The organism is Kushneria sp. EE4 (genome assembly GCF_977968315.1).
The window spans coordinates 1,652,545-1,676,989 of sequence record NZ_OZ386212.1; the positions used below are offsets into that span (position 1 = coordinate 1,652,545).

General features: G+C 61.9%; 19 protein-coding genes. 7 read left to right on the top strand and 12 right to left on the bottom strand.

The features are described from left to right. Both ACXMYO_RS07615 and ACXMYO_RS07620 read right to left on the bottom strand, forming a co-directional pair. Complete coding sequence (locus ACXMYO_RS07615; RefSeq protein WP_457808301.1) at positions 1-624, bottom strand: nucleotidyltransferase family protein; 624 nt, start codon at positions 622-624, stop codon at positions 1-3. After that, positions 624-1,643: an XdhC family protein gene (locus ACXMYO_RS07620; RefSeq protein ID WP_457808302.1), complete on the bottom strand. Its 1,020-nt coding sequence runs from the start codon at positions 1,641-1,643 to the stop codon at positions 624-626. Before ACXMYO_RS07620 ends, ACXMYO_RS07615 begins: the two co-directional genes overlap by 1 nt. Positions 1,644-1,780: 137 nt before the next feature. Between ACXMYO_RS07620 and ACXMYO_RS07625 the strand changes: the two genes are divergently transcribed. Then, positions 1,781-2,251: a nuclear transport factor 2 family protein gene (locus ACXMYO_RS07625; protein WP_457808303.1), complete on the top strand. Its 471-nt coding sequence runs from the start codon at positions 1,781-1,783 to the stop codon at positions 2,249-2,251. Here the strand turns inward: ACXMYO_RS07625 and recC are convergent. The 3 genes from recC to ACXMYO_RS07640 all read right to left on the bottom strand — a co-directional run bounded on the left by recC (position 2,248) and on the right by ACXMYO_RS07640 (position 8,093). Next, positions 2,248-5,763 (bottom strand): exodeoxyribonuclease V subunit gamma, encoded by a 3,516-nt coding sequence (recC, locus tag ACXMYO_RS07630; protein WP_457808304.1) that lies wholly within the window; start codon positions 5,761-5,763, stop codon positions 2,248-2,250. The genes ACXMYO_RS07625 and recC overlap by 4 nt on opposite strands. A 120-nt stretch (positions 5,764-5,883) precedes the next feature. Further along, positions 5,884-6,714, bottom strand: a complete 831-nt coding sequence (locus ACXMYO_RS07635) for an SDR family NAD(P)-dependent oxidoreductase (protein WP_457808305.1) — start codon at positions 6,712-6,714, stop codon at positions 5,884-5,886. A gap of 95 nt (positions 6,715-6,809) precedes the next feature. Then, positions 6,810-8,093, bottom strand: a complete 1,284-nt coding sequence (locus ACXMYO_RS07640; RefSeq protein WP_457808306.1) for an MFS transporter — start codon at positions 8,091-8,093, stop codon at positions 6,810-6,812. Positions 8,094-8,411: 318 nt separating this feature from the next. Here ACXMYO_RS07640 and argE point away from each other — a divergent pair, with 318 nt between their 5' ends. The 3 genes from argE to ACXMYO_RS07655 all read left to right on the top strand — a co-directional run bounded on the left by argE (position 8,412) and on the right by ACXMYO_RS07655 (position 10,782). Beyond that, on the top strand, positions 8,412-9,605 hold the full coding sequence (gene argE / locus ACXMYO_RS07645; protein WP_457808307.1) for an acetylornithine deacetylase: 1,194 nt from the start codon (positions 8,412-8,414) through the stop codon (positions 9,603-9,605). 180 nt (positions 9,606-9,785) lie between these two features. Continuing rightward, positions 9,786-10,169, top strand: coding sequence for a hypothetical protein (locus ACXMYO_RS07650; protein ID WP_457808308.1), 384 nt, complete (start codon positions 9,786-9,788; stop codon positions 10,167-10,169). Positions 10,170-10,371: 202 nt separating this feature from the next. Continuing rightward, positions 10,372-10,782: a hypothetical protein gene (locus tag ACXMYO_RS07655; RefSeq protein WP_457808309.1), complete on the top strand. Its 411-nt coding sequence runs from the start codon at positions 10,372-10,374 to the stop codon at positions 10,780-10,782. A gap of 96 nt (positions 10,783-10,878) precedes the next feature. On the opposite strand, the gene ACXMYO_RS07660 is transcribed toward ACXMYO_RS07655, so the two are convergent. The 4 genes from ACXMYO_RS07660 to ACXMYO_RS07675 all read right to left on the bottom strand — a co-directional run bounded on the left by ACXMYO_RS07660 (position 10,879) and on the right by ACXMYO_RS07675 (position 14,385). Beyond that, a complete protein-coding gene (locus ACXMYO_RS07660) occupies positions 10,879-11,310 on the bottom strand; it encodes an OsmC family peroxiredoxin (RefSeq protein ID WP_438768024.1) in 432 nt (143 codons plus the stop codon). 122 nt (positions 11,311-11,432) lie between these two features. Then, positions 11,433-11,933 carry a thiol peroxidase gene (gene tpx, locus ACXMYO_RS07665; RefSeq protein ID WP_438768025.1) on the bottom strand — a complete coding sequence of 167 codons (501 nt, stop codon included), beginning with the start codon at positions 11,931-11,933 and terminating at the stop codon, positions 11,433-11,435. 80 nt (positions 11,934-12,013) lie between these two features. After that, positions 12,014-12,568, bottom strand: coding sequence for a histidine phosphatase family protein (locus ACXMYO_RS07670; RefSeq protein WP_438768027.1), 555 nt, complete (start codon positions 12,566-12,568; stop codon positions 12,014-12,016). Between the two features lie 140 nt (positions 12,569-12,708). Further along, positions 12,709-14,385 (bottom strand): glucan biosynthesis protein, encoded by a 1,677-nt coding sequence (locus ACXMYO_RS07675; RefSeq protein WP_438768028.1) that lies wholly within the window; start codon positions 14,383-14,385, stop codon positions 12,709-12,711. A 464-nt stretch (positions 14,386-14,849) separates the two neighbouring features. On the opposite strand from ACXMYO_RS07675, the gene ACXMYO_RS07680 reads away from it, so the two are divergent. Further along, the gene (locus ACXMYO_RS07680) at positions 14,850-16,148 is read left to right on the top strand and encodes an exonuclease SbcCD subunit D (RefSeq protein ID WP_457808310.1); all 1,299 of its coding nucleotides are present in this window, start codon (positions 14,850-14,852) and stop codon (positions 16,146-16,148) included. After that, positions 16,145-19,453: an AAA family ATPase gene (locus ACXMYO_RS07685; protein WP_457808311.1), complete on the top strand. Its 3,309-nt coding sequence runs from the start codon at positions 16,145-16,147 to the stop codon at positions 19,451-19,453. The genes ACXMYO_RS07680 and ACXMYO_RS07685 overlap by 4 nt, the downstream gene beginning before the upstream one ends. A gap of 73 nt (positions 19,454-19,526) precedes the next feature. On the opposite strand, the gene ACXMYO_RS07690 is transcribed toward ACXMYO_RS07685, so the two are convergent. Next, positions 19,527-20,105: a hypothetical protein gene (locus ACXMYO_RS07690; RefSeq protein WP_438768032.1), complete on the bottom strand. Its 579-nt coding sequence runs from the start codon at positions 20,103-20,105 to the stop codon at positions 19,527-19,529. 323 nt (positions 20,106-20,428) lie between these two features. Here ACXMYO_RS07690 and ACXMYO_RS07695 point away from each other — a divergent pair, with 323 nt between their 5' ends. Next, on the top strand, positions 20,429-21,475 hold the full coding sequence (locus ACXMYO_RS07695; protein WP_457808312.1) for an alpha/beta fold hydrolase: 1,047 nt from the start codon (positions 20,429-20,431) through the stop codon (positions 21,473-21,475). Between the two features lie 27 nt (positions 21,476-21,502). Here ACXMYO_RS07695 and nfi read toward each other — a convergent pair whose 3' ends face one another. After that, positions 21,503-22,231 (bottom strand): deoxyribonuclease V, encoded by a 729-nt coding sequence (gene nfi / locus ACXMYO_RS07700; protein WP_457808313.1) that lies wholly within the window; start codon positions 22,229-22,231, stop codon positions 21,503-21,505. A 182-nt stretch (positions 22,232-22,413) separates the two neighbouring features. Continuing rightward, positions 22,414-24,135, bottom strand: a complete 1,722-nt coding sequence (locus tag ACXMYO_RS07705; RefSeq protein WP_457808314.1) for a DEAD/DEAH box helicase — start codon at positions 24,133-24,135, stop codon at positions 22,414-22,416. Positions 24,136-24,445: the final 310 nt, after the last annotated feature.

The window sequence follows — 24,445 nt, forward strand, 5'->3', positions numbered from 1 at the left end:
TTATTTAAAAGAAGACAGCGCATCGGGGGTGTCGACATCGCCAAGGATGCCCGGATCATTCACCTCCAGCACCACGACGTGTTGCTGATAACGCTTGAGCACCCCTCGGGCACCTTCATCGCCGTCGAGCGCGGCCAGCGCCGGCCAGAAGTCTCGTCCAAACACGACGGGATGACCCGGCACCCCCTGATAACGCGGGCGCACTATGACGTCGCAACGGGCCTGCGCCATCAGCGCATGCAGGGTCTCGGAATGGACCGCGGGCATGTCGCCCAGCATCAAGGCCAGCGCCTCACAGCGCTGATGGCGGGGATCGGCCGAGGCGAGCAGCTCGGTGACGGCACTCGCCAGACTGACCCCCATGCCGATGGGCGCCTCGGGCGCCTGCACCACATCGATCTGAGCCGGCAGGCCCAGTGATTCGGGGCGCTCGCCGTGGCGCACCACAACCGTTGTGGAAGACACGTGGGGTTGCAGGCTGGCCACCGTTGCAGCCAGCAGGGTCTGCCCGGCCAGATCGGCCAGGCGCTTGTCGCTGCCAAACCGGCGGCTGTGCCCCGCCGCCAGAATCAGCCCCAGTACCCGGGGCGCCCCTGGAGCGTGATCATCTTCAAGGCCGGTCATCAAACCGCGGTGGCGACCGGTGCAGCGGCGATATGCGTTTTGCCCGCCTTGCCATTGAACACGCGCATGATGTCGGCCACCACGGACAGCGCAATTTCGGCAGGCGCCTTGCTGCCCAGATCCATGCCGATCGGCATGTGCAGGCGTGCAATGTCGTCATCATTCAGCCCGCCGGAGCGCTTGAGCCGCTCGGCGCGCTTTTGCGAGGTTCTTTTTGACCCCATCACGCCGATATAAAACGCCGGCGTTCTAACCGCCTCGATCATGGCGGGGTCATCGATGCGCGGGTCATGGGTCAGTGCCACGACGGCGGTGGCCTCGTGACAGGCGCCCGAGGCAATGAACAGCGCCGGCAGCGCGGCCTGTACCTCGATACCCTCGCCGTGCCCGGCGGCAATGAAATCGCGCCGGACATCATCGCGCGGGTCGCAGATGATGACCTCATAGCCCAGCGAGCGGGCAAACTGGGCGCAAAAGCCGGCCACCGGCGAGATGCCGGCCAGAATCAGTCGCAGGGCCGGGCCAACGCGAATCTGCACCAGGCCCTGATCATCACGAGACACGACCGGCCCGTTGGGCGACTCATCGAGGACGACGCGATAACGGCCGGTCTCGGGGTCGACCCGGCGAATCAGGCGCTTGCGACCCAGAAGGGTGGCTTCCAGCACTTCCAGATGCACCTTGAGCTCATCATTGACCTCAAGACGCTCGATGAGCACTTCCAGCACGCCACCGCAGGGGAGCTGAAGACGCTGGCTCTCTTCCTGATTTTCGCCATAGCGCACCACGGCGGCCGGTTTTGAAAAGGCGCCGTCCTGAAGGCTTTCGATGAACGCCTCCTCGACACAGCCGCCGGACAGCGAACCGACATGCCGGCCATCGCCGATGGCGACCAGCATCGAGCCGGGCGCGCGAGGTGAGGAGCCGTAGGTGCTTAAAACGGTGCACAGCCAGATCGTGGAATGAGCGCTGGCCCACTCACGCGCCTGCTGGATAACCTGCAGATCGAGATGACGCATTCGGGAAACTCCAATGAGGAGACAAGTAGAATATCGACAAGGATAGCAGCCTCATGATGTCATCGCCGCGTCATGCGGCGGCCCTGCGAACATGCTAGCCTGAGCGTCCCTTTTCTTTCATGTGATGGAGACGCCGCATGGAAAGCCGCCCGCCGCTTCCGCCGTTTGACAAAGACAGTGCCCGCCAGAAGGTGCGCGCCGCCGAGGATGCCTGGAATACCCGCCAGCCTGAAAGGGTCGCTGGGGCCTACAGTGAGGATTCACGCTGGCGCAATCGCACCGAGTTTTTTCAGGGGCGCGAGGCCATCATCGAGTTTCTGCGCCGCAAGTGGCAGCGCGAAAACGACTATCGGCTGTGCAAAGAGCTCTGGGCATGGACGGACAACACCATCGGCGTGCGCTTTCAGTATGAGTGGCGCGACCGCTCCGATCAGTGGTATCGCGCCTACGGCAACGAGATGTGGGAATTCAACGAGCACGGCCTGATGGTGCGCCGCGAAGCCAGCATCAACGAGATCCCTATCGAGGACGGCGAGCGCCGCTTTCGCTGGCCCACGCCCGGCCCTCGCCCGCAGGATCATCCGGGGCTCAATCAACTGGGGCTTTAAGCGCCCTGCTCGCCCGCGGCGCCGCGCCCGCCATCGGCCAGCGCCGCCAGCGTTTCCATGAAGGGCTCATAAAGGGTTCGGGTAGCGTGCTCGAAACCGGCCTCACGAAGGGCATCAAAACGCGGCCAGAGCTCCCCCATCATCGGTTCACGCTCGCGCAGCGCCGCCGGCCCGTTGAAGCTGGCCTCCTCATGGCAGACGCGGGCCCGTTCAAGCCCCGCTTCTCGGTAATCGCCCTCGCTTTCGTCATCGGCGCGTTTTGGCCAACCGGCAAAATACTCCAGTGCCAGCTCAAGCGTTGTGGGCACCGGCGCATCACTGGCACGGCGCCACTGCTGACACAGTGAAAAGAGCGTGTTGCGAGCGTCCTCAACGGTGATGACCGGCAGATCCAGCTGTCGATCCTCGAACAAGACCGTTGCCATGACCGATTCGCCCATGGCGGTCAGGGCGAGCTGCTCAAGCCAGGCCCGCATCAGCCGATGCGGCTTGCCGTAATGCGTCAGCCGCCCGCCACGGTCGCGACGCAGGTGGCCAAAGTGCGCCGGCGCCAGCACACAGCGATGGAGCACGCCTGTCTCGTTGCGCCACAGACCGTCGATGCGATCCGCCAGCACGGTCGTACCGGCCTCGTCGATCAACTCGACACGCATCGCCTCGACGGGTGTCAGAGCGTCTGTCAGCTCCTGCCACTGGCTGAGCTGTTGTCTCAGCGGCTTGATCAGATCCTGTGCCAGGCGCTCACCAAACCCCAGCGCCGGCAGCATGCCCTTGCGCCGCGACTCATCCAGCATCTCGCTTAAATCGCGCTCGCGGCGGGCACCTTCCAGCAGATGTTTTTTAAAACCAAAGCGCTCAAGCCCGTCCAGCCCGAAGGGCTCGGCATCCTCTTCTGCCACGGCGACAGGATGAAAATGAATGCCCAGACGCCCGGCCGTACAGATCGACCAGGGGCGTCTCAAAAGCCGCTCCAGATCGTCAAGCCCTGCGGCCGCCTCGGGCGGCGCGGCCGCGCCCAGCGGTTCAATGGCGGTGGCTGGTACGGGGTGATGCACGCTTTCCCAGCTGCGTTCAAAGGTATAAAGCCGTGCCGGGCGCCCGTCGGGGTCGATGGTATCGGGAGGAGAGAAATAGGCTCGCGCGAAAGGCTGCAGCGGATGCGTGGTGATCAAACGCGTCAGCAGCGCGGTCTCATCGTCACCCGCGCTTGCTCGCCAGCCCATCGACAGGGTATCGAGCAGCTCGCTGACCAGAATCGAGGGCGCACGTTCGCTGTTGTCGCGCTGATCACGTCCGACCCAGGAAACGGTCAGCGCCTCGCGAGTGGCCAGCATCGCCTCCAGCATCAGATAGCGGTCATCGTCACGTCGCGAACGGTCGCCGCTGCGATGGCGCGTGGCCATCAGGTCAAAATCCTGCGGCAGGCGCACTCGCGGATAGTCACCATCGTTCATCCCTAAAAGCCAGGTATGGCGAAACGGGATGGCCCGCATGGGCATCAGCGTGGCGAAGTTGACCCGCCCGGCCAGAAAGCGCTGGGCAAGGCCGCCCTCGTCCAGCCGGTCGGTCAGCGCCTCGCGAAAGACCGTCAGCGGCAGCGCCTCATCGAAATCGCCGCATTCGCCCTCCTCCGCCAGCGTTCGGGCGGCGCGCGACAAACGCTCGAGAATATCGAAATCGTTTTGCTCGACGGGCTCGAACAGCGCCGCCACCATCGCCTCCAGCCGCGCCACCCAGTCGTCGATGCTCACGGGCGTTTTCAGGGTCTGGTACCAGTGCCGCAGGCGGGCCATCAGCTCGGCCAGCCGACCGGCAAGATCCGCTTCCAGCCCGCCGATCTCGTCATAGGCCTGGATGCCGTCAAAGCTGCCCTCGCCGATAGCAAAACCCAGCAGCATCCGATCCAGACCGAACTGCCAGGTGTTTTCGGAAAGTCCCGGCAGCGCCAGCGTATCGCGATGTTCCCCGTCCAGCCCCCAGCGTACGCCGCTGCCGGCCAGCCACTGCGAGAGTTTTTCGAGCTCGTCCTCCTCGATGCCAAAGCGGCGGCGAAAGGCGGGCACCTCCAGCCAGTCGAGCACCTCGCTGACGCCCAGGCGCCGCTCGGGCAGCTCCAGAAGCGACAGCGCCGCACTCAGCAGTGGGCTTGCCCCGGAGGCGATACGGTCAGACACCGTATAGGGAATGTAGCGCGCGTCATCCCGCGGGATCTGCCCGAACACGGCGTCAATCAACGGGGCGTAGCGCTCGACATCCGGCACCAGCACGACCATGTCGCGCGGGCGCAGACTCGCATCGCGGGCGAAGGCATCCAGCATCTGATCATGCAGGATCTCGACTTCCCGCAGCGGCGAATGGGCGCGGGTAAAGGCAAGCGAGCGATCATCGCGTTCGATCAACCGCTTGCCGCCCTCTTGTTCGGCGCGCCGGGCCGGATGGACCAGATCCAGCACCTCCTGTTGAAGCTGGTGCAAAAGACTCGACGGCGCCGTCTGCTGCGGATCGCGAAAGATGTCGTGCTCCATGTCGAAGGCGTTGTCGGCCTCGAAGTCATAGAGCGCCTCGATAAAATCGCGCCCCTGCGCGCCCCAGCCGGCCAGCAGCGGATTGGCACTGAGATGCAGCGTCTCAACGTCCAGCCCTTCAAGGGTGGGCGCGTTTTGATGGCGCTGGCGATGGCTGTCACGCTTGAGTCGGGCGCGCAGCGCTTCGCGGTCGGCCACGATATCGCCCCAGTAAAAGCGACACGGATTGGCCACCATCAGCACCACATCCATCACGCCGGACAGAGCGTGCAGCGCTTCGAGCAGCTGAAACGGCAGCGCCGAGATACCAAAGACAAAAAGCCGCCGCGGTAGCCCCTTCGGCACCCCCTCAAGGGCGCGCGCCTGCACCAGAAACCGGTCGTGCAGCGCCGCGCGGTGATGGCGCTGCGCCTCTTCTGAAGCATCTTCCAGCAGCGCGCGCCACAGTACGGGCTGCCAGTGATCCACCGGGGCGATATCGGAAGGCGCGGTCTCACCCTGCGCCCAGGCCGCCATCCAGTCAGGCCGGTAGACCAGATACTGGTCGAACAGGTCCGCCAGCCTTGAGGCCAACTGATAGCTCTTGCGCTCGCCGCAGGGCGCCGCCCCCTCGGCCTGCCCATCTGCGGGCATTTCGTCATCGAGATAGTGGGCCAGCGGGGCAAATTCGCTCTGGCGCAAAAGACGCGGCAGCAGCCGCATCAGCCGCCAGGTCATCGGCCCCTTGTCAAAGGGCGAGCGTTTGGGAATGTCATCGCCGAGCACGGCGCGATAGGCGCGCCAGACAAAGCTTGAAGGCAGGGGAAAATCCAGCGAGGCCGCCACGCCATGATGCTGTGCCAGGCACAGCTGCAGCCACTGTGCCATGCCGTTGGACTGGACCAGAAAGGTCTCGCTTTCGAGCGGCGCCAGCGGATCGCGTTCCGACAGGGCCGTTGCCAGATCGCGCAGATCCTCGAGGTGGTTGGCATGCAAAACGGTAAACATCGCACTCCCGGCGGCACAGCAGACGGTGGGGCCGCCTATCCTACCTGCCCCGCCGGGAACTGCGAAGCCTTCATGCGGTAGGCGCGATGTTATAAGCGCCCGCGGCTCGATGCGACAGGGCTAGACGCCCAGGTCATGGTCCGGGCGCATGTCATAACGCATGACGTTGTGCATGAAGGCGCCGTCGATATAGAGCGTGGTGCCGGTGATATAGCGCGCCTGCTCCGAGCACAAAAAGACCGTGACGCCGGCGACATCCTTCGTTTCGCCGATAAAGCCCAGCGGAATCCAGCTGTTCATGTTGTCGATGCCAAGCGCTTCGTTGTCTTCCTGGTTGATATCGGTCTGAATGGCGCCGGGGGAAAGGCCCACCACGCGAATGCCGTACTCGCCCCACTCCACGGCGGCAGCGCGCGTCAGCGTCTTGAGACCGGCCTTGGCCACGCTGTAGTGCGCCACACCCTTGCGGGTTACTTCATCATGGATGGACTGGACGTTGATGATGACACCGCCCTGACCTGCCTTTTTCATGCGCCGGGCGGCGTGCTGCGAGCAGTAAAATGGCGCGTTGAGGTTGACGTTCATCAGCGTCTGCCAGTCCTCGCGCGGCATGTCTTCCAGCGCGTGGGCGTTTTCAAAGCCGGCATTGTTGATCAGGATGTCGATGCGTTCAAACTGGCTGTCGAACTGTTCAAACATGTCATCCACCGCCTGCGGGTCGCCAAGGTCGGCCACTACCACGCCGGTTTTGACCCCACACTCCTTTGCCAGCTGCTCGGCGGTCTCGTTGACCTCATCACGAGGCTTGCGCGTATGAAAGGCCACGTTGGCACCGGCACGGGCAAGTGATTCCGCCATGTGAGCACCGATGCCGCGATTGGCGCCGGTGACCAGTGCCGTCTTGCCCTTGAGCGTGATCTCCATCTGCTTCTCCCTGAGATGACTGTCCATGAAATGATGGCCCGACGCTTGTGTCCTTCAAACGGACATAAAAAAGCCAGGCTCGAATGAGCCTGGCTGATAAGCGTGCGACAGGAAAGCCTGTCTCAGTGCGCCGGCTGCGCGCGGTAGTGATAATGGCGCCGGGCCAGCAAAACGCCCATGACCACGCCCACGCTCATGACGCCGGCCACATACCAGGCCGGCGACATCGGCAGGCGCTCGATCGAGGTGGTCACGATCATCGGCGTCAGGCCGCCGGCGATGGCGTACGCCACGTTGTAGGAAAACGAAAGCCCCGTGAAGCGAATGGCGGCCGGAAACGACTTGACCGCAATGGCCGGCACGATACCGGTCAGCCCGCCGAAAAAGCCCACCAGCGCATAGAGCGGGAACAGCATCGAGACATCAAAATGCATCAGCCAGAAGAAATAGAAGTACGTGATGCCAAGTCCCGCACAGTAGAGCACCAGAACAATGCCATCGCCGATGCGATCCGCCAGCGCCCCGGCGCTAAGACAGCCGATGATCAGACACACGATCGCCACGCAGTTGGCCTGCAGCGTCAGACCACGATCGATGCCGGCAAAGCTTTGTAAAAGCGTCGGCGTCATCAAAATCGTGACCACCACCGCCGCGGTCAGAAGCCAGGTGGCAATCATGGAGATGGCCACGCCCGGCAGATAGTCGCGCAGCAGGGTGCGCATGGGCAGCTCTTCGGAGAGAGACTTGTTCTCCTGCATTTCGGTAAACACCGGCGTTTCATGCAGGTAGCGACGCAGATAGAGCGTCACAAAACCCAGCACCCCACCGACCAGAAACGGCACGCGCCAGCCCCAGCCGTAGAGGGTCTCTTCGCTCATGACGTAGTTCAGCCCGGTCGCCATCAGAGAACCCAGCAAAATACCGGCGACCAGACCCGCTGACAGGGTACTGGTGGCAAAGGCCGTATGACGCGCCGGGACGTGCTCGGTCACAAACACCCACGCGCCCGGCGCTTCGCCGCCGATGGCCGCGCCCTGGAGCATGCGCATGGCCAGCAGCAGAACCGGGGCCAGATAACCGATAGTGGCGTAGGTGGGCAAAAGGCCCATGATCAGCGTGGGCAGCGCCATGAGCATGATGGAGAGCATGAACATCTTCTTGCGGCCCAGCTTGTCGCCGAAGTGCGCCATGACGATGCCGCCAATGGGGCGAGCAATATAGCCGGCGGCAAAAATGCCAAAGGTCTGCACCAGACGCAGCCATTCCGGCATTTCCGGCGGGAAAAACAGCTGGCCGACCACGGCGGCAAAGAAAACAAAGATAACGAAATCGTAGAACTCAAGCGCCCCACCCAGCGCGGAAAGCCCCAGTGTCTTGATATCGCGGGCGCCCAACGGGCGCGTCACGGACGTCGATGGTCCGTTTGAATTGGCATTGTTCATGGGAAAATCGCTATCGAAAAAACCGTTGGCGTGACATCTACAAAGTCAATCTGATCGCGGATCGCACGATGCGCCCGGCCAACGCCTGCGGATCACGCGAGACGGCGTCGGCTGAGCCGGGGCTGATCATACCAGAAAAATCACTCACCAAAGTTGACGAAAGTTCCCCGGACCAGGCGAACTTTCATGGCATCAATGCTGCGTTACACTCACTGTCAGGGCCTGCCAGCAATGGCGTTGTATCAGGCCGTTATTCTTCATTGACCAGGCGCCGAGAATGCCATGACGACAACACCTGCTTCCCTCCCGAGTACCGCCCGCGACATTCTGGCAACGCTTGTCGGTTTTGACGTGCTGTCCCGACAGTCCAATCTGGCCCTGATCGAGTGGGTCGAGCGGTTTCTTGACGCTTATGACATCACGCATGAGCGCATCGAAAGCGATGACGGCGAGCGCTTCAACCTGCTGGCTCGTATCGGCCCTGACGTGGCCGGTGGCGTGGTGCTGTCCGGTCATACCGATGTGGTGCCCGTTGAAGGCCAGACCTGGCAGACCGACCCCTTTACCCTGACCGAGCGGGACGACCGGCTTTACGGCCGGGGCAGCTGTGACATGAAAGGTTTTCTGGCCTGCGCCCTGTCGGGTGTGCCGGGCTGGTCAAAGCAGGATCTCCAACGTCCGATCTGGCTGGCGCTGTCCTACGATGAGGAGATCGGCTGTCTGGGCGCGCCGCGCATGATCGAGCATCTGGTGGCGCACCACCCCGAGCCCGCCGCCGTCATCGTCGGAGAACCCACTCTGATGGCGCCGGTGACGCTGCAAAAGGGCATTACCACGCTCAAAACGATCGTGCATGGCGTACCCGCCCACTCAAGCCAGGTCAATCAGGGTATTTCGGCCATTCACGTCGCCGCGCGACTGGTCAGTCGCATCGAGGACATCATGAGCGAGCTGGCCGAAGAAAATCATCTCAATGACGCTTTCAACGTGCCCCATTCAAGCCTGCACGTCGGGACCATCCACGGCGGCAACGCCATCAACATCATGGCGCAGCACTGTGAATTCGACTGGGAGATTCGCCATCTGCCCGAGGAAGGGTTCGAGGCCGTTTTCGAGCGCTTTCGCGAATACAGCGACGAGCTGGAAGCCACGCTCAAGGCCGTCAACGCCGACTTTGCCATCGAGACCACCACGCTGACCGACACCGTACCGGGGCTTGAGGATCGCGCCAACGACCGGGCCATGGCCCTGCTGAATAGACTGGGGGTACACGAGCAACAACAGGCCGTGGCCTATGCCACCGAAGCCGGGCAGTTTCAGCGCGCCGGTCTGCAGGCGGTCATCTGTGGCCCCGGCAGCATCGAACAGGCCCACCGGGCCGATGAATTCATTTCGCTGGAACAGCTCGACCGCGGCGAACGCTTCATGCAGTCGCTGGGACACATCATGACCGAGCAGGACACGACCAGGGGTTAACGACGGGTCGAATCCATCGAGGCAGCGCCCTTCTGCCTTCGATGGCTTTTGTGAGACTCGATTCGGGCCGCAGGGCGCCCGCATCGCTTCCAAAGGCCCTTTCACTGCCGCAAATCGCCGCGAATGCCGAGTGCATCAGCAATCAGGGGCTAATATGTACGAATGGATTGATGCGAAAGCGTGAATTTTGCTGATTCAACCATCTATACTGTCACAGAACGTAACGGCACAGCCAGGGATAAGGCCGATGCCGATACTGTACAGATGATAAAAGAAACACGGCTGTTACAGTGGAAGGGAGGGAACCTCATGAAACTTTTCAAACGCAACGCAACGACTGCTGATACCGTACAACATGGCGGTGTAAATCCCTGCTCATCGTCGGGGCAGACTGCCGCCATGCTGATCGATGACAGTGAATATGATCGCAAGGAAGGCTTTGTTCAGCTCAAGCATCGCCTGCAGCGTGCCGAATGGCGCCAGAGACAGGCATACTATGAGAAATACGGCGCCGCGCCTGCACCCAGCATTATCCGTCCGGGACAGGACTGGCTGGTGCATTGACTGCCTGGTGCGCTATCCGAATCTGCTCGTCCGTTTGACGGGGGCCGCTTTGAAAGCGGCCCCTTGCGTATGCAGCATTTGAAAGTATGACATCACAATCATCATGAGGATTACACCGACGCCTTCATCGCGTTGAATCAATGTAATTCGGCTTCAATATTTCTGCTGGAAGGAAACTGGAATGCGTATGTGTCCAGCGTTTATGACAATTCCCCTGAGTCTCGGCCTGCTGCTGGCGCTGCTTCAGGGTCACGTGCAGGCAGGCCCTCAGGCGCAACAGGGCTATCAGGCCTCACCCGGGGCGATCGCCGTTCGCGACGCCAAAAGCGGCCCGAAAGTGGATCGCAACCTGGTTATTCGAACCCTGAATGCCCACAGGGAAGACTTCAAGCGTCGAACCTTCGACACTGTGGCGAAGCCGCTGAAGATGGGTGAGCGGCTGCCGGATCACGTCGACAGCGAGCAGCTGCCCGACAGCGTCAAACAGGCCCTGCCCCGCTATGAAGGGTACGCCTGGCGCCGAATCGGCAACGATATTGTGCTGATCGGCATCGCCTCCAACACCTTCTATGACATCTTCCCGGGCGTTCTGGAAGAGCCCGAGACGCCATGACGGCGCCGGCCCTGGTCAGGGCAGACCATATAAAAGGGGCCCCGCCAGTGGCGGGGCCCCTTTTTATTCGGCTTGCCGGTTCACCAACCCTGGCAATCAGCCTTCAAGGCGTGCATCAAGCGTGATGTCGGCATTGAGCAGACGCGAGATCGGGCATCCTTCCTTGGCGTCGTTGGCGGCCTTCTCAAAAGTCTGCTGATCAGCCCCCGGGATGCGAGCGACCGTGGTCAGAGCCACCTTGCTGACGTAAAAACCGCTGTCGTCCTGATCCAGAGTGACCGTGGCTTCTGTCTTGATACTTTCCGGCTCCAGGTCGGACTGACCCAGGATCATGGACAGGGCCATGGAGTAGCAGCTGGCATGTGCCGCGCCGATCAGCTCTTCCGGATTGGTGCCCGGCTGGCCTTCGAAGCGGGTATTGAAACCGTAGGGATTTTCCTTGAGCGCGCCGCTTTCAGTGGAAACGACACCCTTGCCTCGCTTCAGGCTTCCTTCCCATTGGGCAGAACCTTTTTTCTGAATGGCCATTACATGCCTCCCTGGTACAGATCGTGATTACAAGTCCCTGTGTCCTGTTGATGCGACAGGACACTCATCGAAAGGATAGTCAGTCCTGACGCCCTGACAACCAAAGCCGGCATAACCTTTTCCTACAGCGCCGATAGCGCCGCCTCGTAATCGGGCTCGTTTTTGATCTGATCGACCAGTTCGCTGTGGAGTACGCGATTGTGCTCGTCGAGGACAATCACGGCGCGAGCGCACAGCCCGCGCGGGCGACCGCTGCGGATATCGACCCCATAGGCCTGAACGAACTCGGCGTGGTGGCGAAACGTGGACAGCATCATGACGTTGTCCAGTCCCTCTGCGCCACAAAAGCGCCCGGCAGCAAAGGGCAGATCCGCCGAAATGACCAGCACGACCGTATTGTCGAGTCCTGATGCCTGTTCATTGAATTTGCGCGTGGACGTCGCGCAGGTGCCGGTATCGATACTCGGCACGATCGAGAGCACCTTGCGCCGGCCGGCAAAATCCTCGAGCGAGACCTCGTTCATCTCCCGACCTGTCAACACAAAGGACGCCGCCTCATCGCCCGGCGCGGGGAAATGCCCGCCAACGTCCACCCGGTCGTCGCCATAGCCTACTGTCGTCATATAAAGCCTCTCTCTGATCGCTCCCTGAAACCCTCATTGGTACGGGCACCCTGAAGCATGGATACGGACATCCTGCCGGGCTACCAGCCCTGCCACGGCGCAAGCTGCCAGACACGCTGTCCGGGCGCCGGCGGCTGGCACAGGACAGGTGCCACATTGCCGATGCGCGCCCCGTAGGGATGCCCCTGAGTCACGTTGCAGATCACTCGAAAAACGCCGGAATGCGCCACAACCAGCGGGCATTCAAAGCGTGTCAGCAGCTCATTGAGTACATCCAGCACCCGACCCTGAAAGTCCACCCAGGCCTCGCCGCCTTCCGGCGTGTCGAAATAGGGCATGGGGTCCTGAATGGGCGTTTTTTCAAGCGCGCCCCAGTGGCGCTCCCGAAGCCCTGCATGGAAATGAAGTTCACTGCCGGGCAGCGCCAGCCGGGCGGTCTTGCGCGCCCGAAACATGGTGCTGACGGCAACACGGGACCAGTCCCGGCGTCCCAGCACGGTGCTGACATCACGCGCCTGGGACTCGCCAAACGGCGTCAGGGGCACATCCGGGCTGCCGGCAATGAGGCAGGCACGGTTATAAAAGGTTTCGCCATGGCGAAGAAAGACAAAGGGGCGCGGCAGTAGCTCGCTCATTGAAAATCCCGGCGCTTATGGATCAGCGGATAGTTTCTTTAGTGTACGCCTCGCAACCGGCAGACGTTACTTTCTGGGGTTATCACATCAATAAAACGGACCCCGAAGGGCCCGTCGCACGACACCTGGCGCCTGTAATATCAGCCGTGGTGATCCCAGTTGCGCTCATTTGGCGCCGGGGGCACGAACTGATAAAGCCAGGTCTCGCTCAGCGTCTGATTGCCCTGGCGTAGATAGACCCGCAGCGTGACCGGGTCGGTCTGCTCGCTTTTGGGATACCAGTCAAACTGTGCGCGCCACATCTGCAGCGGCCCGCCCAGCTTGGTAACCGACACGACCTGCGTTTCGCCGGTGGAGGCCGACACGACAGCTTCCATCTCGGCATCGGCCGGCATGTCGTTGATGGGCGCGCCACGGAAATCCACAGCAAAGCGACGCGCCCAGGTCTCCGGTGAATGCTCACCGGGAATCCAGCCGTCGCGTACCGCGCCGATACCGGTCCAGGTCTTGTCGACCTGACCCACCGAGGGCCTGACGGGCGGATGCGGACTCCAGTACAGGTTGTAGCTGTAGCTCAGCTCCTGGCCGGCCTCGACCGGCTCGGCGGGCTGCCAGAAGGCAGCGATATTATCGACCGTTTCGCCCATGGTCTGAAGCTCGATGAGCGTAATCGAGCCCTTGCCCCAGTCACTGGTCGGCTCGCACCAAAGGCTCGGGCGGGCGTGATAGTAGTTGACCACATCACGATAGTGCTCGAAGTCGTGATCGTCCTGGACCAGTCCAAACCCGCGCGGGTTTTCATCCTCAAAGGTGTTGTACTGCAAAACGTCCGGGTTATAGAGCGGTCGACAGATCCACTCGCCGTCACCGCTCCAGATCGAGAGCCGATCGGAGTCATGGATCAGGGGCACGACCGTATCGCGACGCAGCCGCTGGCTGGTCCCGGTCAAAAACATGCTGGTCATGGGCGAGATGCCCAGACGCTCGATGCTCTTGCGCGGATAGACATTGGCCTCCACGCCCATGACCACCCGTTCGGACTGACAGTCGATATCGAACCTGTAGGCGCCCGTCACGCTTGGAGAGTCCAGCAGGGCGTAGACGGTAAAGCGGGCACGGTTGGCCGATGGCTCGTCAAACCAGAAATGCGTGAAGACCGGAAACTCTTCCTCGCCCTCTTCTGCCGGCATGGCCGTATCGATGGCCAGCCCGCGCGCCGACAGACCGAACTGGTTGTTCTTGTCGATGGCGCGGAAATAGCTGGCCCCCAGAAAGGAGACGACGTTGGCCAGCGCCGAGAAATCGGGATTTCGCGATACCCGCCAGCCGGCAAAGCCCAGATCGTGATTCTTGAGCTGATCGACATCGATGCCCGTGCCTTCATAGGTGAAAAGCTCAGGGCGGAAATGAATCTCGTAGGCCTTGCCATCCACCACGCTGTGCATGCGCACCGGCTGGTTGAACTGCATGCCGACGTGAAAGAACTGCGCCTGAACCGCGGCATCGCCACGGTCGGACCACATGGCATGATCCTGGTCGTACTGAATGGCCTGATATTCGTGCGGATCAAGATTGTCGAGCGTCAGCGTATCGGGCAGCGTTTCGGTCGTGTCCTGATAGTCGGCGGTCGCCATTTCGCGGGCGTGTGACTTGAGCCAGTCAAAGTCGAAATCGGTGCCCTTCTCATCCAGCGCCAGTCCGATGCCCTCGCCCGGCCCGCGGTTATTGTTGCCACTGGCACGCGCCAACAGGGACTTGGTCGACATGCCCAGCGCAGAGAGCGCAGCAGACGCCTTGAGTAGAGTTCTTCGATCCATGGACAAGACTTTCCTTTTAAGACGATACGACCCTGCCTGAGCCGCAATCCATAATTGAGTTGAAAGGGGGTCAGCCCATCATGAGGCTTTCGGATGACCCAAGGTTAACCAGAATCGACCATCATATGCATTGGCGGTTCCTTTGCCCTTGCGTAAAACATGGTGACGCTGTGTCACCGTCTGCCGCACGGGCCCTGCGCCCGCCGTCGATATCGGCGTGTTCGCCTCGTATGACACCGGGCACGCCATCGCCGGTCTGACGACAGGGCAGGAATATACCCGGATCGCCAGGGCGTTCCTATTATGTCCAGCTTGAGAGACACAACCATGACCTGCCGATTTCACGATCACACCAACACGCCCCCTGTCATTACATCCTCGATGCCCTCATGATTTCGACAACCGCTCGATAACGGCCGGATAAATTATGCCCCGGGCACTCCTTCTCATGACGGTAGCGTTTGATGAAACTGATTCATACCGCTGACTGGCATCTCGGTCAGCGCTTTCACGGCCAGTCGCGCCACAACGAGCACCGCCACTTTCTTGGCTGGCTGCTGGAGACGCTCGACGAGCGAGCGCCTGACGTTTTGCTGATCGCCGGCGACATCTTTGATGTCATCAACCCCTCCATGGCCGCCCAGTCACTGCTCTACGATTTCCTGATAGGCGCTCATGAGCGTCTGCCGCAGCTGACCATCGTCATGATCGCCGGCAACCATGACAGCGGTGCACGCATCGAACTGCCCGCCCCGCTGCTGCGCCGTCTCAATACGCATGCCCTCGGACGCATTCTCTGGCATGACAGCGGCGAGCCCGACGTGGACCGCCTGATGGTGCCCCTGCCGGACAGCCACGGCGTCACGCGCGCCTGGTGTCTGGCACTGCCCTTTCTGCGCCCGGCCGAAGTCACCGGCGTCGCGCCCGACGCTTCCGGACAGGTAGCCGGGCAGGAAGGTGAAGAGGCACCCGGCACACCCGGCGACAGCTACGTTCGCGGCATGGTGCGCGTCCATGAGGCCCTGTTTAAGGCCGGCGCTCAAAAGCGCGAACCGGGGCAGGCGCTGATCGCCATGAGTCATGCGCACCTGCATGGCGCCAGCGTCTCCGAACACAGCGAGCGCCCCATCGTGATTGGCGGTGAAGAGTCGCTGTCGGCATCGCTTTTCCCTGAAGAGATCGCCTATGTCGCCCTGGGCCATCTGCACAAGCCGCAGCGCGTGGGCAGCGATCATATCCGCTACAGCGGCTCGCCGCTGGCCATGGATTTCTCCGAGACCCATTACCCCCATCAGGTGCTGGAAGTGGCCTTCGAAGGCGAACACCTCAAGGAGGTCACATCACTGCCTATCCCGCGCGCCGTGGCCATGCACCGCGTGGGGCCGCTGCCGCTCGACGACGTTCTCGACACCCTGACCGGGGCCGATTTCCCTGACGAGGCGCAGACCGGGCTATCGCGTGAACAGTGGCCCTGGCTGGATGTGCGGGTCGTTCTGGACGCCCCTCGAGTGGATCTGCGCCCGCTCATCGAGCGCGCCCTCAAGGACAAGGCCGTGCGCCTGGTGAGTATCACGACGCAGATAGCGCGGCCACAGCCGTCGCAACAGCCCCATGAGTCACTGGATGCGCTGGGCCCGGCGGATCTTTTCAGCCGTACCTGGACGCGCGAGTACGGCGACGCCCCGCCCGAGGAAGTCATGCAGGATGTTCAGACCCTGCTGCAGGAACTGCTTGACGATGAGCCGCCCGAGGAAACCCCATGAAAATTCTGGCCCTTCGCCTTCACAACATCGCCTCGCTGAGCGGCCCGCACACCATCGACTTCACCGAGCACCCGCTCGACAGCGCCGGGCTCTTTGCCATTACCGGGCCCACCGGGGCGGGCAAGAGCACCCTGCTGGACGCGCTGTGTCTGGCCCTTTATGGCAGCACCCCTCGCCTTCGCACCGCGCCGGGGCGCGACTCCGTTTCCCCGGACGTCGGCGAGGAGACCCTGACCACCGCGGATGCGCGCACCCTGCTGCGACGGGGTGAAAGCAGCGGCTATGCCGAAGTCGATTTTCGGGGCCGTGACGGCGCCCATTATCGGGCCTGCTGGCGAGTGCGACGCGCGCGCCACAAGGCAGACGGCAAGCTTCAGGGCGTCGAGCAGAGCCTGATGTCGCTGCCGGACCAGACCGTAATCACCTCGCAAAAACGCGAGTTTGATCGCCTGCTGCCGCAGCACCTCGGCCTGAGTTTCGAGCAGTTCACCCGCGCGGTGCTGCTGGCGCAAAGCGAATTCAGCGCCTTCTTGAAAGCCGATGACAACCAGCGCAGCGAGCTGCTGGAAAAGCTGACCGATACCGGTATCTATTCGCGCCTGTCCATTGCCGCCTTTCAGCGGACCCGGGCCTGCGAGCGCGACGTGGCCGACCTGGAGGCCCAGCTTGGCCATCAGACGCCGGCCGAACCCGAGGCGCGCGCCTTGCTGGAGCAGCGCGCCGACGACGCCCGGGCCGAGCTTCAAAAGCTTCAGGCGCAGCAACAGGCCCTTGAGCGCGAGCAGGCCTGGCTTGTCACCGATGAACGCCTTGAAACGCACTGGCACGGCGCCTGCCGGGCCCATGACCAGGCCCTTGAGGCGCACCGCGACCAAAAAGCGCAGCGCCAGTGGCTGTCACATCTCGAGGCACTGGCACCCGCACGGCATCTTTTCCAACAGCACGATACGGCATGTCAGACGCTCAAATCGCTGGACACGCGCCTTGAAACCGCAGGAGACCAGCTTACCGCCACCGGTCGCCAGCGTGACGAGATCACCGAGCAGCACAAGGCCCATCAAAGGCAACTGGAGACCCGACGTCAGCACTACCGCCAGCAGCAGCCGCTGATGGAACAGTGCGCCCTTGATGAACAGAAATATAACGACCTGCAACAGCGGGCCCGGCACACCGAGCAGCAGCTCGGCGAGCAGCGCCGCGCCCTGGATGATCAGGACAAGGCCCTGGCTACCTGCCGACAAAAAGAGATTGAGCAGCGACGCACGCTCAAGGAAATCGACACGCGTCTGGCGGCAATTACCGAGGGCGCCGAATCCTTCACACAGTGGCGTGAAGCCGTCCAGAACCGGCTGGATCAATACCGCCAGCAGCGTCAGGCGCTGGACGATCTCAACCATGCCCACGACCACTGGCATCAGCTCGATCAGCGTATTCAGACGCTGGACGCACGTCAGGCCACGGATCGTCACACGCTGGAAAGGCTGCGCGAAGAAGGCACCAGCGCGCGCACCGGCCTTGATCAGCAAAGAACAGCGCTTGAGCGGCTTGAAAAGAGCATCGCAAGTCTGCGTGCGGCGCGCAGCGACAGCGTCCCTGCCATGCGTGAGGGTCTGGAGGCAGACACGCCGTGCCCGGTGTGTGGCAGCCTTGATCACCCCTACGTACATCGCCCGCCGTCGCAGCCCGCCCATGACATGCTGCTGGCCACCGAACGCGAAGAGCAGCGCCAGCTCGATGAAGCACGTCAGACCAGAGACCGCCTGGATCAGCGCTGCGCCGAGCTGCGAGGTCAGTACGGCGAACTCAACAGTGCCATCACGCAGCGACAACACGAGCTCGAGACCCTTACAGCCCAGCGAGACGAGGCCCGGCGCCACCTCGACAGCCGCGGCGAAAGCGAAACGCTGCTGGCAGTTGCTTCTGACGCCCGCAGCCGCTGGCTTGAAACACGCCGGTCAAAGATTGCCGAACACCATGATCAAGAGGCCGAACGCCTTGCCCGTTTCGACCGCGACCACGCCACCCGAGCGCCCGTTCAGGAAAAGCTGCACGCTCTGGAAGTAGAAGCCACACGTCTGGAGACCGGCGTTACGCATGCCAGGGAACAGCTTCGAACGCTGGAACAGACACATGCCCCCCTGGCCGGTGAACGCGACAGACTGTCTCGAACGCTTGAGGCGCAGCTTGGCCATTACCCGAGCGTCGGCGCCTGGCGAGAGAAGCTCGACCGCGACATCGAAACGTGCGAACAGCAACTCAACGCCGCGCAGAAGCAGCTGGAAGCGTGTGACGAGCAGTACCACCAACATCACCAGCAACGCCTGCAGCTTCAACAGCAGCATGACGATCAGGTGCTTGCCCGGGATAACCTGTCCCGGGCGATGGCGCAGTGGCGCAGCGCCCATCCTGACATCGATGATGACACTCTGACGGCGCTGCTGGCAGTGACCACCGAGCAGCATCAAAGGCTCTCGCACGACGTGGCAGCCACGGATCAGCGCCTCAACGAAGCGCATCTGCTCAGCCAGGAGCGCCTGGAAGTACTGACGCAGCATCGCGACCGCTACGGCGAGCATGCCATGTCCTCCGAGGCCGCCATGCCGTCTCAGGACGACACACGCTCTCTCAATGTATGGCGCGATGAGCGTCTTGCCGAGCTGGCCCGACATCAGATCAGTCTTGAGGCGCATCTCCCGCAGGCCCAGAGCGCACGGGATGAGGCCGATCACGCCCTTCGCCACGACGATCACTGCCGCGAGCGGGCACGCGAGATCGAGCAGACGCTGGAACAGCGCCGGCGTGAGGTGACTCGCTGGGGCCGCGTTTCGGGGTTGATCGGTGCCTCCGATGGCAAGAAGTTTCGCCGTATCGCCCAGGGCTGGAATCTGGAACGGCTGATCGAGCATGCCAACATCCATCTTGAGAGCCTGGCACGACGCTATCGCCTGGCGCGCGGCGGCAGCGAGCTGGGACTACTGGTCATCGATACGGAAATGGGCGACGAACGCCGCTCCGTTCACTCGCTGTCGGGCGGGGAAACTTTTCTGGTATCGCTGGCGCTGGCACTGGCGCTGGCTTCAATGGCCTCCAACCAGCTCACCATCGAGACCCTGTTCATCGATGAAGGGTTTGGCAGCCTTGACCCTCAGTCGCTGTCCCAGGCCATGGATGCGCTCGACGCGCTGCAGTCACTGGGCCGCCGGGTGGGCGTTATCTCGCATGTTCAGGACATGCATGAGCGCATACCGGTTCAGATTCGCGTGGCCCCCCGCGGCAACGGTCAAAGCGATATCAGCCTGAGCTGAATACGGCGTCAGAAGTGATGTTTCAATCATAAAAAAGGGCCTCCGTAGAGGCCCTTGTTCACTCAAAGATGACCTACAGCGCCAGCCAGGCCGCCAGCACCAGAATGGCCATCAGCCCTATATACAGAGCAACGCGCACCATCGGCTTGAACTCGAGCGCCGGAATGCTGACCAGCGACAGACGCGAAAAGCGCAGCAGACACCAGATCACGCCCAGCACGACCAGAATCACGATGAAAAACGGCAGGCTGATACCGATAAAAAGGGCCTGCCACTGCGGCACCGTGTTGACCGCTGTCGGACTGAGCATCAAAAAGAGCGTGCCACCAAGAGCAAACAGGCCGATATCAAAGGTGGTACTCAAAAGACGCGTGCCGATCACTTTCAGTGAGCGGGTGACCGGGTTATCGCGCATCAGATCGCGCGCCATGAAGGCAATGACGGCAAAAAAGAGCGAGACCAGCCCCAGCGCGCTCCAGTAGGAGGAAAAGCCGACGCCTTCGGAGGTATTGCTGCCGGTGGAAATTCCGGTCATCGCCGCATTGCCCCCGTCGCCGTTGAGCTGATGCTGCATCAGCCACTGGGCCAGACCACCGATCAATATCCATAAAACGATGGTAAAAAAGAAATCGCCAATACCTTTTTTCTGCATGGCCGGGGGTCCTTTGATTGCGATGGGCGTAGTGGGTTCAGGCGTTCTATCATGGCAAACAAACGACCACTTCGACAGTTCTGTGTGCCGGCCATGCCGGGATACAGCGCCTGCGTGTCGCCTGTGATGAAAGATGATGTCAGATCAGGCCGTTCGCGGTCGTGCCCGACCGGGCATTGACCGGTCTTTAGGGGAACTTAAAAAGCCATCCCGGCCTCGTTGCGCCCTGCCATTGTTTGCCAGAATGAAACGCCATCATTGGATGGCACGCCAATAACATTACGACCACGACATCGCCTGCGATGTCCGGCAAGGACTCTTTCATGCGCGCTCTTTTACTGGCCCCGCTGCTTGTTTCCATGGCCCTGCCTGCCATGGCCGCCAACGATACTGCCAACAACAACACGGCCAACAACGACACCGACGACAAACCGGTTTACGGCCCCCGGCTGGAAGGGTTCGACTACCCCTGGACGCTGCATCGCTTCGAGCTGGACTCCCAGCAGCAGTCACTTGAGATGATGTACATGGATGTGGCGCCACAGGGCGAGGCCAATGGAGAGACGGTGGTGCTGATGCACGGCAAGAACTTCTGCGGTGCCACCTGGGAGAGCACCATCCGGGCGCTGACGCAGCAGGGCTATCGCGTTATCGCCCCCGACCAGATCGGCTTTTGCAAATCCAGCAAGCCGGAGCACTATCAGTACAGTTTTCAGCAGCTGGCCGACAATACCCATGCCCTGCTGGCCCATCTCGATATCAATAACGCCACCATCATGGGCCATTCCATGGGTGGCATGCTGGCGACCCGCTACGCGCTGATGTATCCCGACACCACTGACGGTCTGGTATTGGTCAACCCGATCGGGCTGGAAGACTGGAAGGCAAAGGGTGTGCCCTGGCAGTCGATCGATGACTGGTATGAAAGCGGCAAGAAGGCCAGCGCCGAGAAAATGCGCGAGTATCAGCAGGAGACCTACTACGCCGGCGAGTGGGAACCCGAGTACGACCGCTGGGTCGAGATGCAGGCCGGCATGTACCGCGGGGAAGGCCGCGACATCAACGCCTGGAATCAGGCCCTGACCTACGACATGATCATGACCCAGCCGGTCGTCTACGAGTTCGAAAACCTTGAGGTGCCTACCCTGCTGATGGTCGGCGATCAGGACAATACTGCCGTCGGCAAGGGTCTGGCCTCTGAAGACGTTCAGAAAACGCTGGGCCACTATGCCGAGCTGGGCCCCGACATCGCCGAGCGCATCCCCGAGTCAACCTATGTTCACTTCGAGGATCTGGGTCACTCGCCTCAGGTACAGGCCCCCGAGCGTTTCCATGAGGCACTGCTCGAATGGTTTGACCGGACGCGCTAGGGGTTTTACACGGGATAACGGTATACCCTAGAGCGACAGGTCGTCCTGACGTGGCGCGGCGCCCGCCTCCGGGTGCCGCGTCTCAACGGTACGACGCGATGCGAGGCGATCGGCCTGTCGGGTCGGCTCCGGCAGTTTGTAGCGCGTCAGGCACTGCATGACCCAGCTGACCGAGCTTTCCAGCGATATTTTATGGCCGGTAGAGATATAGAGCGGCTTGACCCGCTCACGGGTGCGCAGCACGGCACCGATGGTTTCGTTGCGATGGATCAGCGGCACCTGACTGCCGCGCGCTTCCCCCACATCGTCATGACGACCGCACAGGCGGCTTTTGCCCACGCCGATCGTCGGCATGTCCAGCCAGAGCCCCAGATGGGCGGCAATACCCAGCCGACGCGGATGCGCGATACCCATGCCGTCCACCATCAAAAGATCGGGCATGACGGTAAGCTGATCAAAGGCCTCGAGTGCGGCCGGCAGCTCGCGAAAGCTTAAAAGCCCCGGAATATAAGGCATTGTCGTGGGCGTGCGGTGCAGCACCTTCTCCACGATTTCAAGCGACGGCCATCGCATGACCACGATCACCGCGCGCGTGGTGTCACCGCTGTCTTCAAAGCCGATATCCACACCGGCAATATGCTCGACCTCACCGAACTGGTCGCTGCAGATGATGCGAGGGGCAAGCGATTTCTGTAGTGCAATGGCGGTGTCGGGATCGACGGTCCACTCATGCAACGGCTGATGCTTTGATGTCATGGTTTCTCCTGGCAGATTGCCTGAGCGTAGACAACGCCGCTCACTCCATGCCAGCTTGCTCGTTGACGGGGCCCTGTCGACAGGGCTTGTGCTGAATGTAAAAAGGCCCCCTGCCTGTGGGCAGAGGGCCTTTCGCATTGCTGTCATGAGGGTGCGCCTGTCAGCGCACCGTCATGATGACCTCAGGAGGCCTGCTGGCGACGATCGTCGCGACGCGGACGCTGCTCGCGACCTTCGCCATCGCCTTCGGGGCGACCGCCATCCTTGCTGATTTCGAGCTGGCGACCGCCGACACGGGCACGCGCCATCTTGGCCAGTACGGTTTCGGGCAGGCTGGTGGGCAGCTCGACCAGGCTATGAGTCTGGCGAATATCGATGCGACCGATACGGGCGCCTTCGATGCCGCCTTCATTGGCCAGTGCACCGACCAGCTGTCCCGGCTTAATGTTATCGCGATGGCCCACGGCCAGACGATAGCGGGTCATGCCTTCAGACGGACCGCCCTGGCGACGCGGGGCACGACGCTCACCGCCACGCTCGCTGCGCTCGCCACGTTCGGGGCGCTCGCTGCGCGGGTTGGATTTCGGCAAAGAGCGAATCGGCGGCTCACCGGCACGCGCCAGGCTTGCAAAGACACAGGCCAGATCGATCGGATCGATGCCCTCTGCCATCAGCGATTCGACCATCTCACGCTGATGCTCATGACCACGCTCGAGCATGGCCTCGGCACGCGCCTTGAACTTCTCGTCGCGATGCGCACGCATGGTCTTCTCGTCGGGAAGCTCCATGATGTCGATTTTCTGGCCGGTGGCCTGCTCGAGCCAGCGAATCTTGCGCACTTCACGGCCACCGGCAAAGGCAATCGCCGTGCCTTCGCGGCCGGCGCGGCCGGTACGACCGATACGGTGAATATAGGCTTCGGTGTCGTGGGGCATGTCAAAGTTGATGACATGCGTAATACGCGGCACGTCAAGACCACGGGCGGCGACATCGGTGGCCACCAGCACGTCGACCTTGCCCTTTTTCAGGCGCTGAACCGTGCGCTCACGCAGGCTCTGATCCAGATCACCGGACAGCGGCGCCGCGGCGATACCACGGGCGACCAGCTGATCGACCAGCGTGGTGCAGGAGGCACGGGTACGCACGAAGACGATGGCAGCATCAACCGGTTCGACTTCGATAATACGGGCCAGCGCTTCAATCTTGGCCGGACCTTCCACACGACAGACGCGCTGCTGAATGGTGGTCGTGGCGGCACGCGCTTCGATCTGTACGGTAACCGGATCGACCAGATAGCGGCTGACGATGCGTGAAATTTCCGGCGGCAGCGTGGCCGAGAAGAATACGCGCTGTGCGTCGGTCGGCGTGTCCTTGAGGACGCGCTTGACGTCGTCAATGAAGCCCATGCGAAGCATTTCGTCGGCTTCGTCAAGCACCAGCGCGTTCAGGCCGGTCAGGCTCAGCGAGCCGCGGTCCAGATGGTCGATGACACGACCCGGCGTGCCCACAACGATCTGACCGCCGCTTTTCAGGCCGCGCATCTGTTCACGGTAGTCCTGACCACCGCAAAGCGTGACGACCTCAAGGCCCTTGATGTTCTGGCCGTAGCGGCTGAAAGCCACGGCAACCTGCTGAGCGAGTTCGCGCGTCGGGGCCAGAACCAGCACCTGCGGTTCACGACGCTCAAGATCGAGCTTGGAGAGCAGCGGCAAGGCAAAAGCGGCCGTCTTGCCGGTACCGGTTTGCGCCTGACCCAAAAGGTCAGCGCCTTCCAGAAGCGATGGAATGGTCTGCGCCTGAATGGGAGACGGCGTTTCGTAGCCCAGGGATTCAAGAGATTCGAGAACAGCAGGCAGCAGCGCCATGTCACCGAAATTCGGCGAGGCAACGGAAGTAGAAGTCATGTCACACCTTATAAGCCGGCATTGGGCCGGCGGGGGAAAATGTCTGGTCGGGAGGCATCATCAAACGATAGGCATATCGGATGGTTCCCGGACCGGTCGCACTCGTATCGTCATGGCCTGCTCGCAGAAAAGGCGAACAGACAACGATATCCGTGGCATGTGGCGACCGTTATTGCATCTGGGCAACACGTCATACGCGGCGACCGACAGGTCGTGGCAGTCACTGCCGTCGTATGGTGCCCGATGCTCCATCGATGCGTGGGCGCTTTGGCGCCTTGGAGAATCGTCCCCTACGCAACGGCAGTCTCAA

What these genes read in the sequence shown, in the direction of transcription:
- ACXMYO_RS07615 (WP_457808301.1), bottom strand. Translation starts at nt 624, where the DNA reads ATGACCGGCCTTGAAGATGATCACGCTCCAGGGGCGCCCCGGGTACTG.
- ACXMYO_RS07620 (WP_457808302.1), bottom strand. Translation starts at nt 1,643, where the DNA reads ATGCGTCATCTCGATCTGCAGGTTATCCAGCAGGCGCGTGAGTGGGCC.
- ACXMYO_RS07625 (WP_457808303.1), top strand. Translation starts at nt 1,781, where the DNA reads ATGGAAAGCCGCCCGCCGCTTCCGCCGTTTGACAAAGACAGTGCCCGC.
- recC (WP_457808304.1), bottom strand. Translation starts at nt 5,763, where the DNA reads ATGTTTACCGTTTTGCATGCCAACCACCTCGAGGATCTGCGCGATCTG.
- ACXMYO_RS07635 (WP_457808305.1), bottom strand. Translation starts at nt 6,714, where the DNA reads ATGGACAGTCATCTCAGGGAGAAGCAGATGGAGATCACGCTCAAGGGC.
- argE (WP_457808307.1), top strand. Translation starts at nt 8,412, where the DNA reads ATGACGACAACACCTGCTTCCCTCCCGAGTACCGCCCGCGACATTCTG.
- ACXMYO_RS07655 (WP_457808309.1), top strand. Translation starts at nt 10,372, where the DNA reads ATGACAATTCCCCTGAGTCTCGGCCTGCTGCTGGCGCTGCTTCAGGGT.
- ACXMYO_RS07660 (WP_438768024.1), bottom strand. Translation starts at nt 11,310, where the DNA reads ATGGCCATTCAGAAAAAAGGTTCTGCCCAATGGGAAGGAAGCCTGAAG.
- tpx (WP_438768025.1), bottom strand. Translation starts at nt 11,933, where the DNA reads ATGACGACAGTAGGCTATGGCGACGACCGGGTGGACGTTGGCGGGCAT.
- ACXMYO_RS07670 (WP_438768027.1), bottom strand. Translation starts at nt 12,568, where the DNA reads ATGAGCGAGCTACTGCCGCGCCCCTTTGTCTTTCTTCGCCATGGCGAA.
- ACXMYO_RS07675 (WP_438768028.1), bottom strand. Translation starts at nt 14,385, where the DNA reads ATGGATCGAAGAACTCTACTCAAGGCGTCTGCTGCGCTCTCTGCGCTG.
- ACXMYO_RS07680 (WP_457808310.1), top strand. Translation starts at nt 14,850, where the DNA reads ATGAAACTGATTCATACCGCTGACTGGCATCTCGGTCAGCGCTTTCAC.
- ACXMYO_RS07685 (WP_457808311.1), top strand. Translation starts at nt 16,145, where the DNA reads ATGAAAATTCTGGCCCTTCGCCTTCACAACATCGCCTCGCTGAGCGGC.
- ACXMYO_RS07690 (WP_438768032.1), bottom strand. Translation starts at nt 20,105, where the DNA reads ATGCAGAAAAAAGGTATTGGCGATTTCTTTTTTACCATCGTTTTATGG.
- ACXMYO_RS07695 (WP_457808312.1), top strand. Translation starts at nt 20,429, where the DNA reads ATGCGCGCTCTTTTACTGGCCCCGCTGCTTGTTTCCATGGCCCTGCCT.
- nfi (WP_457808313.1), bottom strand. Translation starts at nt 22,231, where the DNA reads ATGACATCAAAGCATCAGCCGTTGCATGAGTGGACCGTCGATCCCGAC.
- ACXMYO_RS07705 (WP_457808314.1), bottom strand. Translation starts at nt 24,135, where the DNA reads ATGACTTCTACTTCCGTTGCCTCGCCGAATTTCGGTGACATGGCGCTG.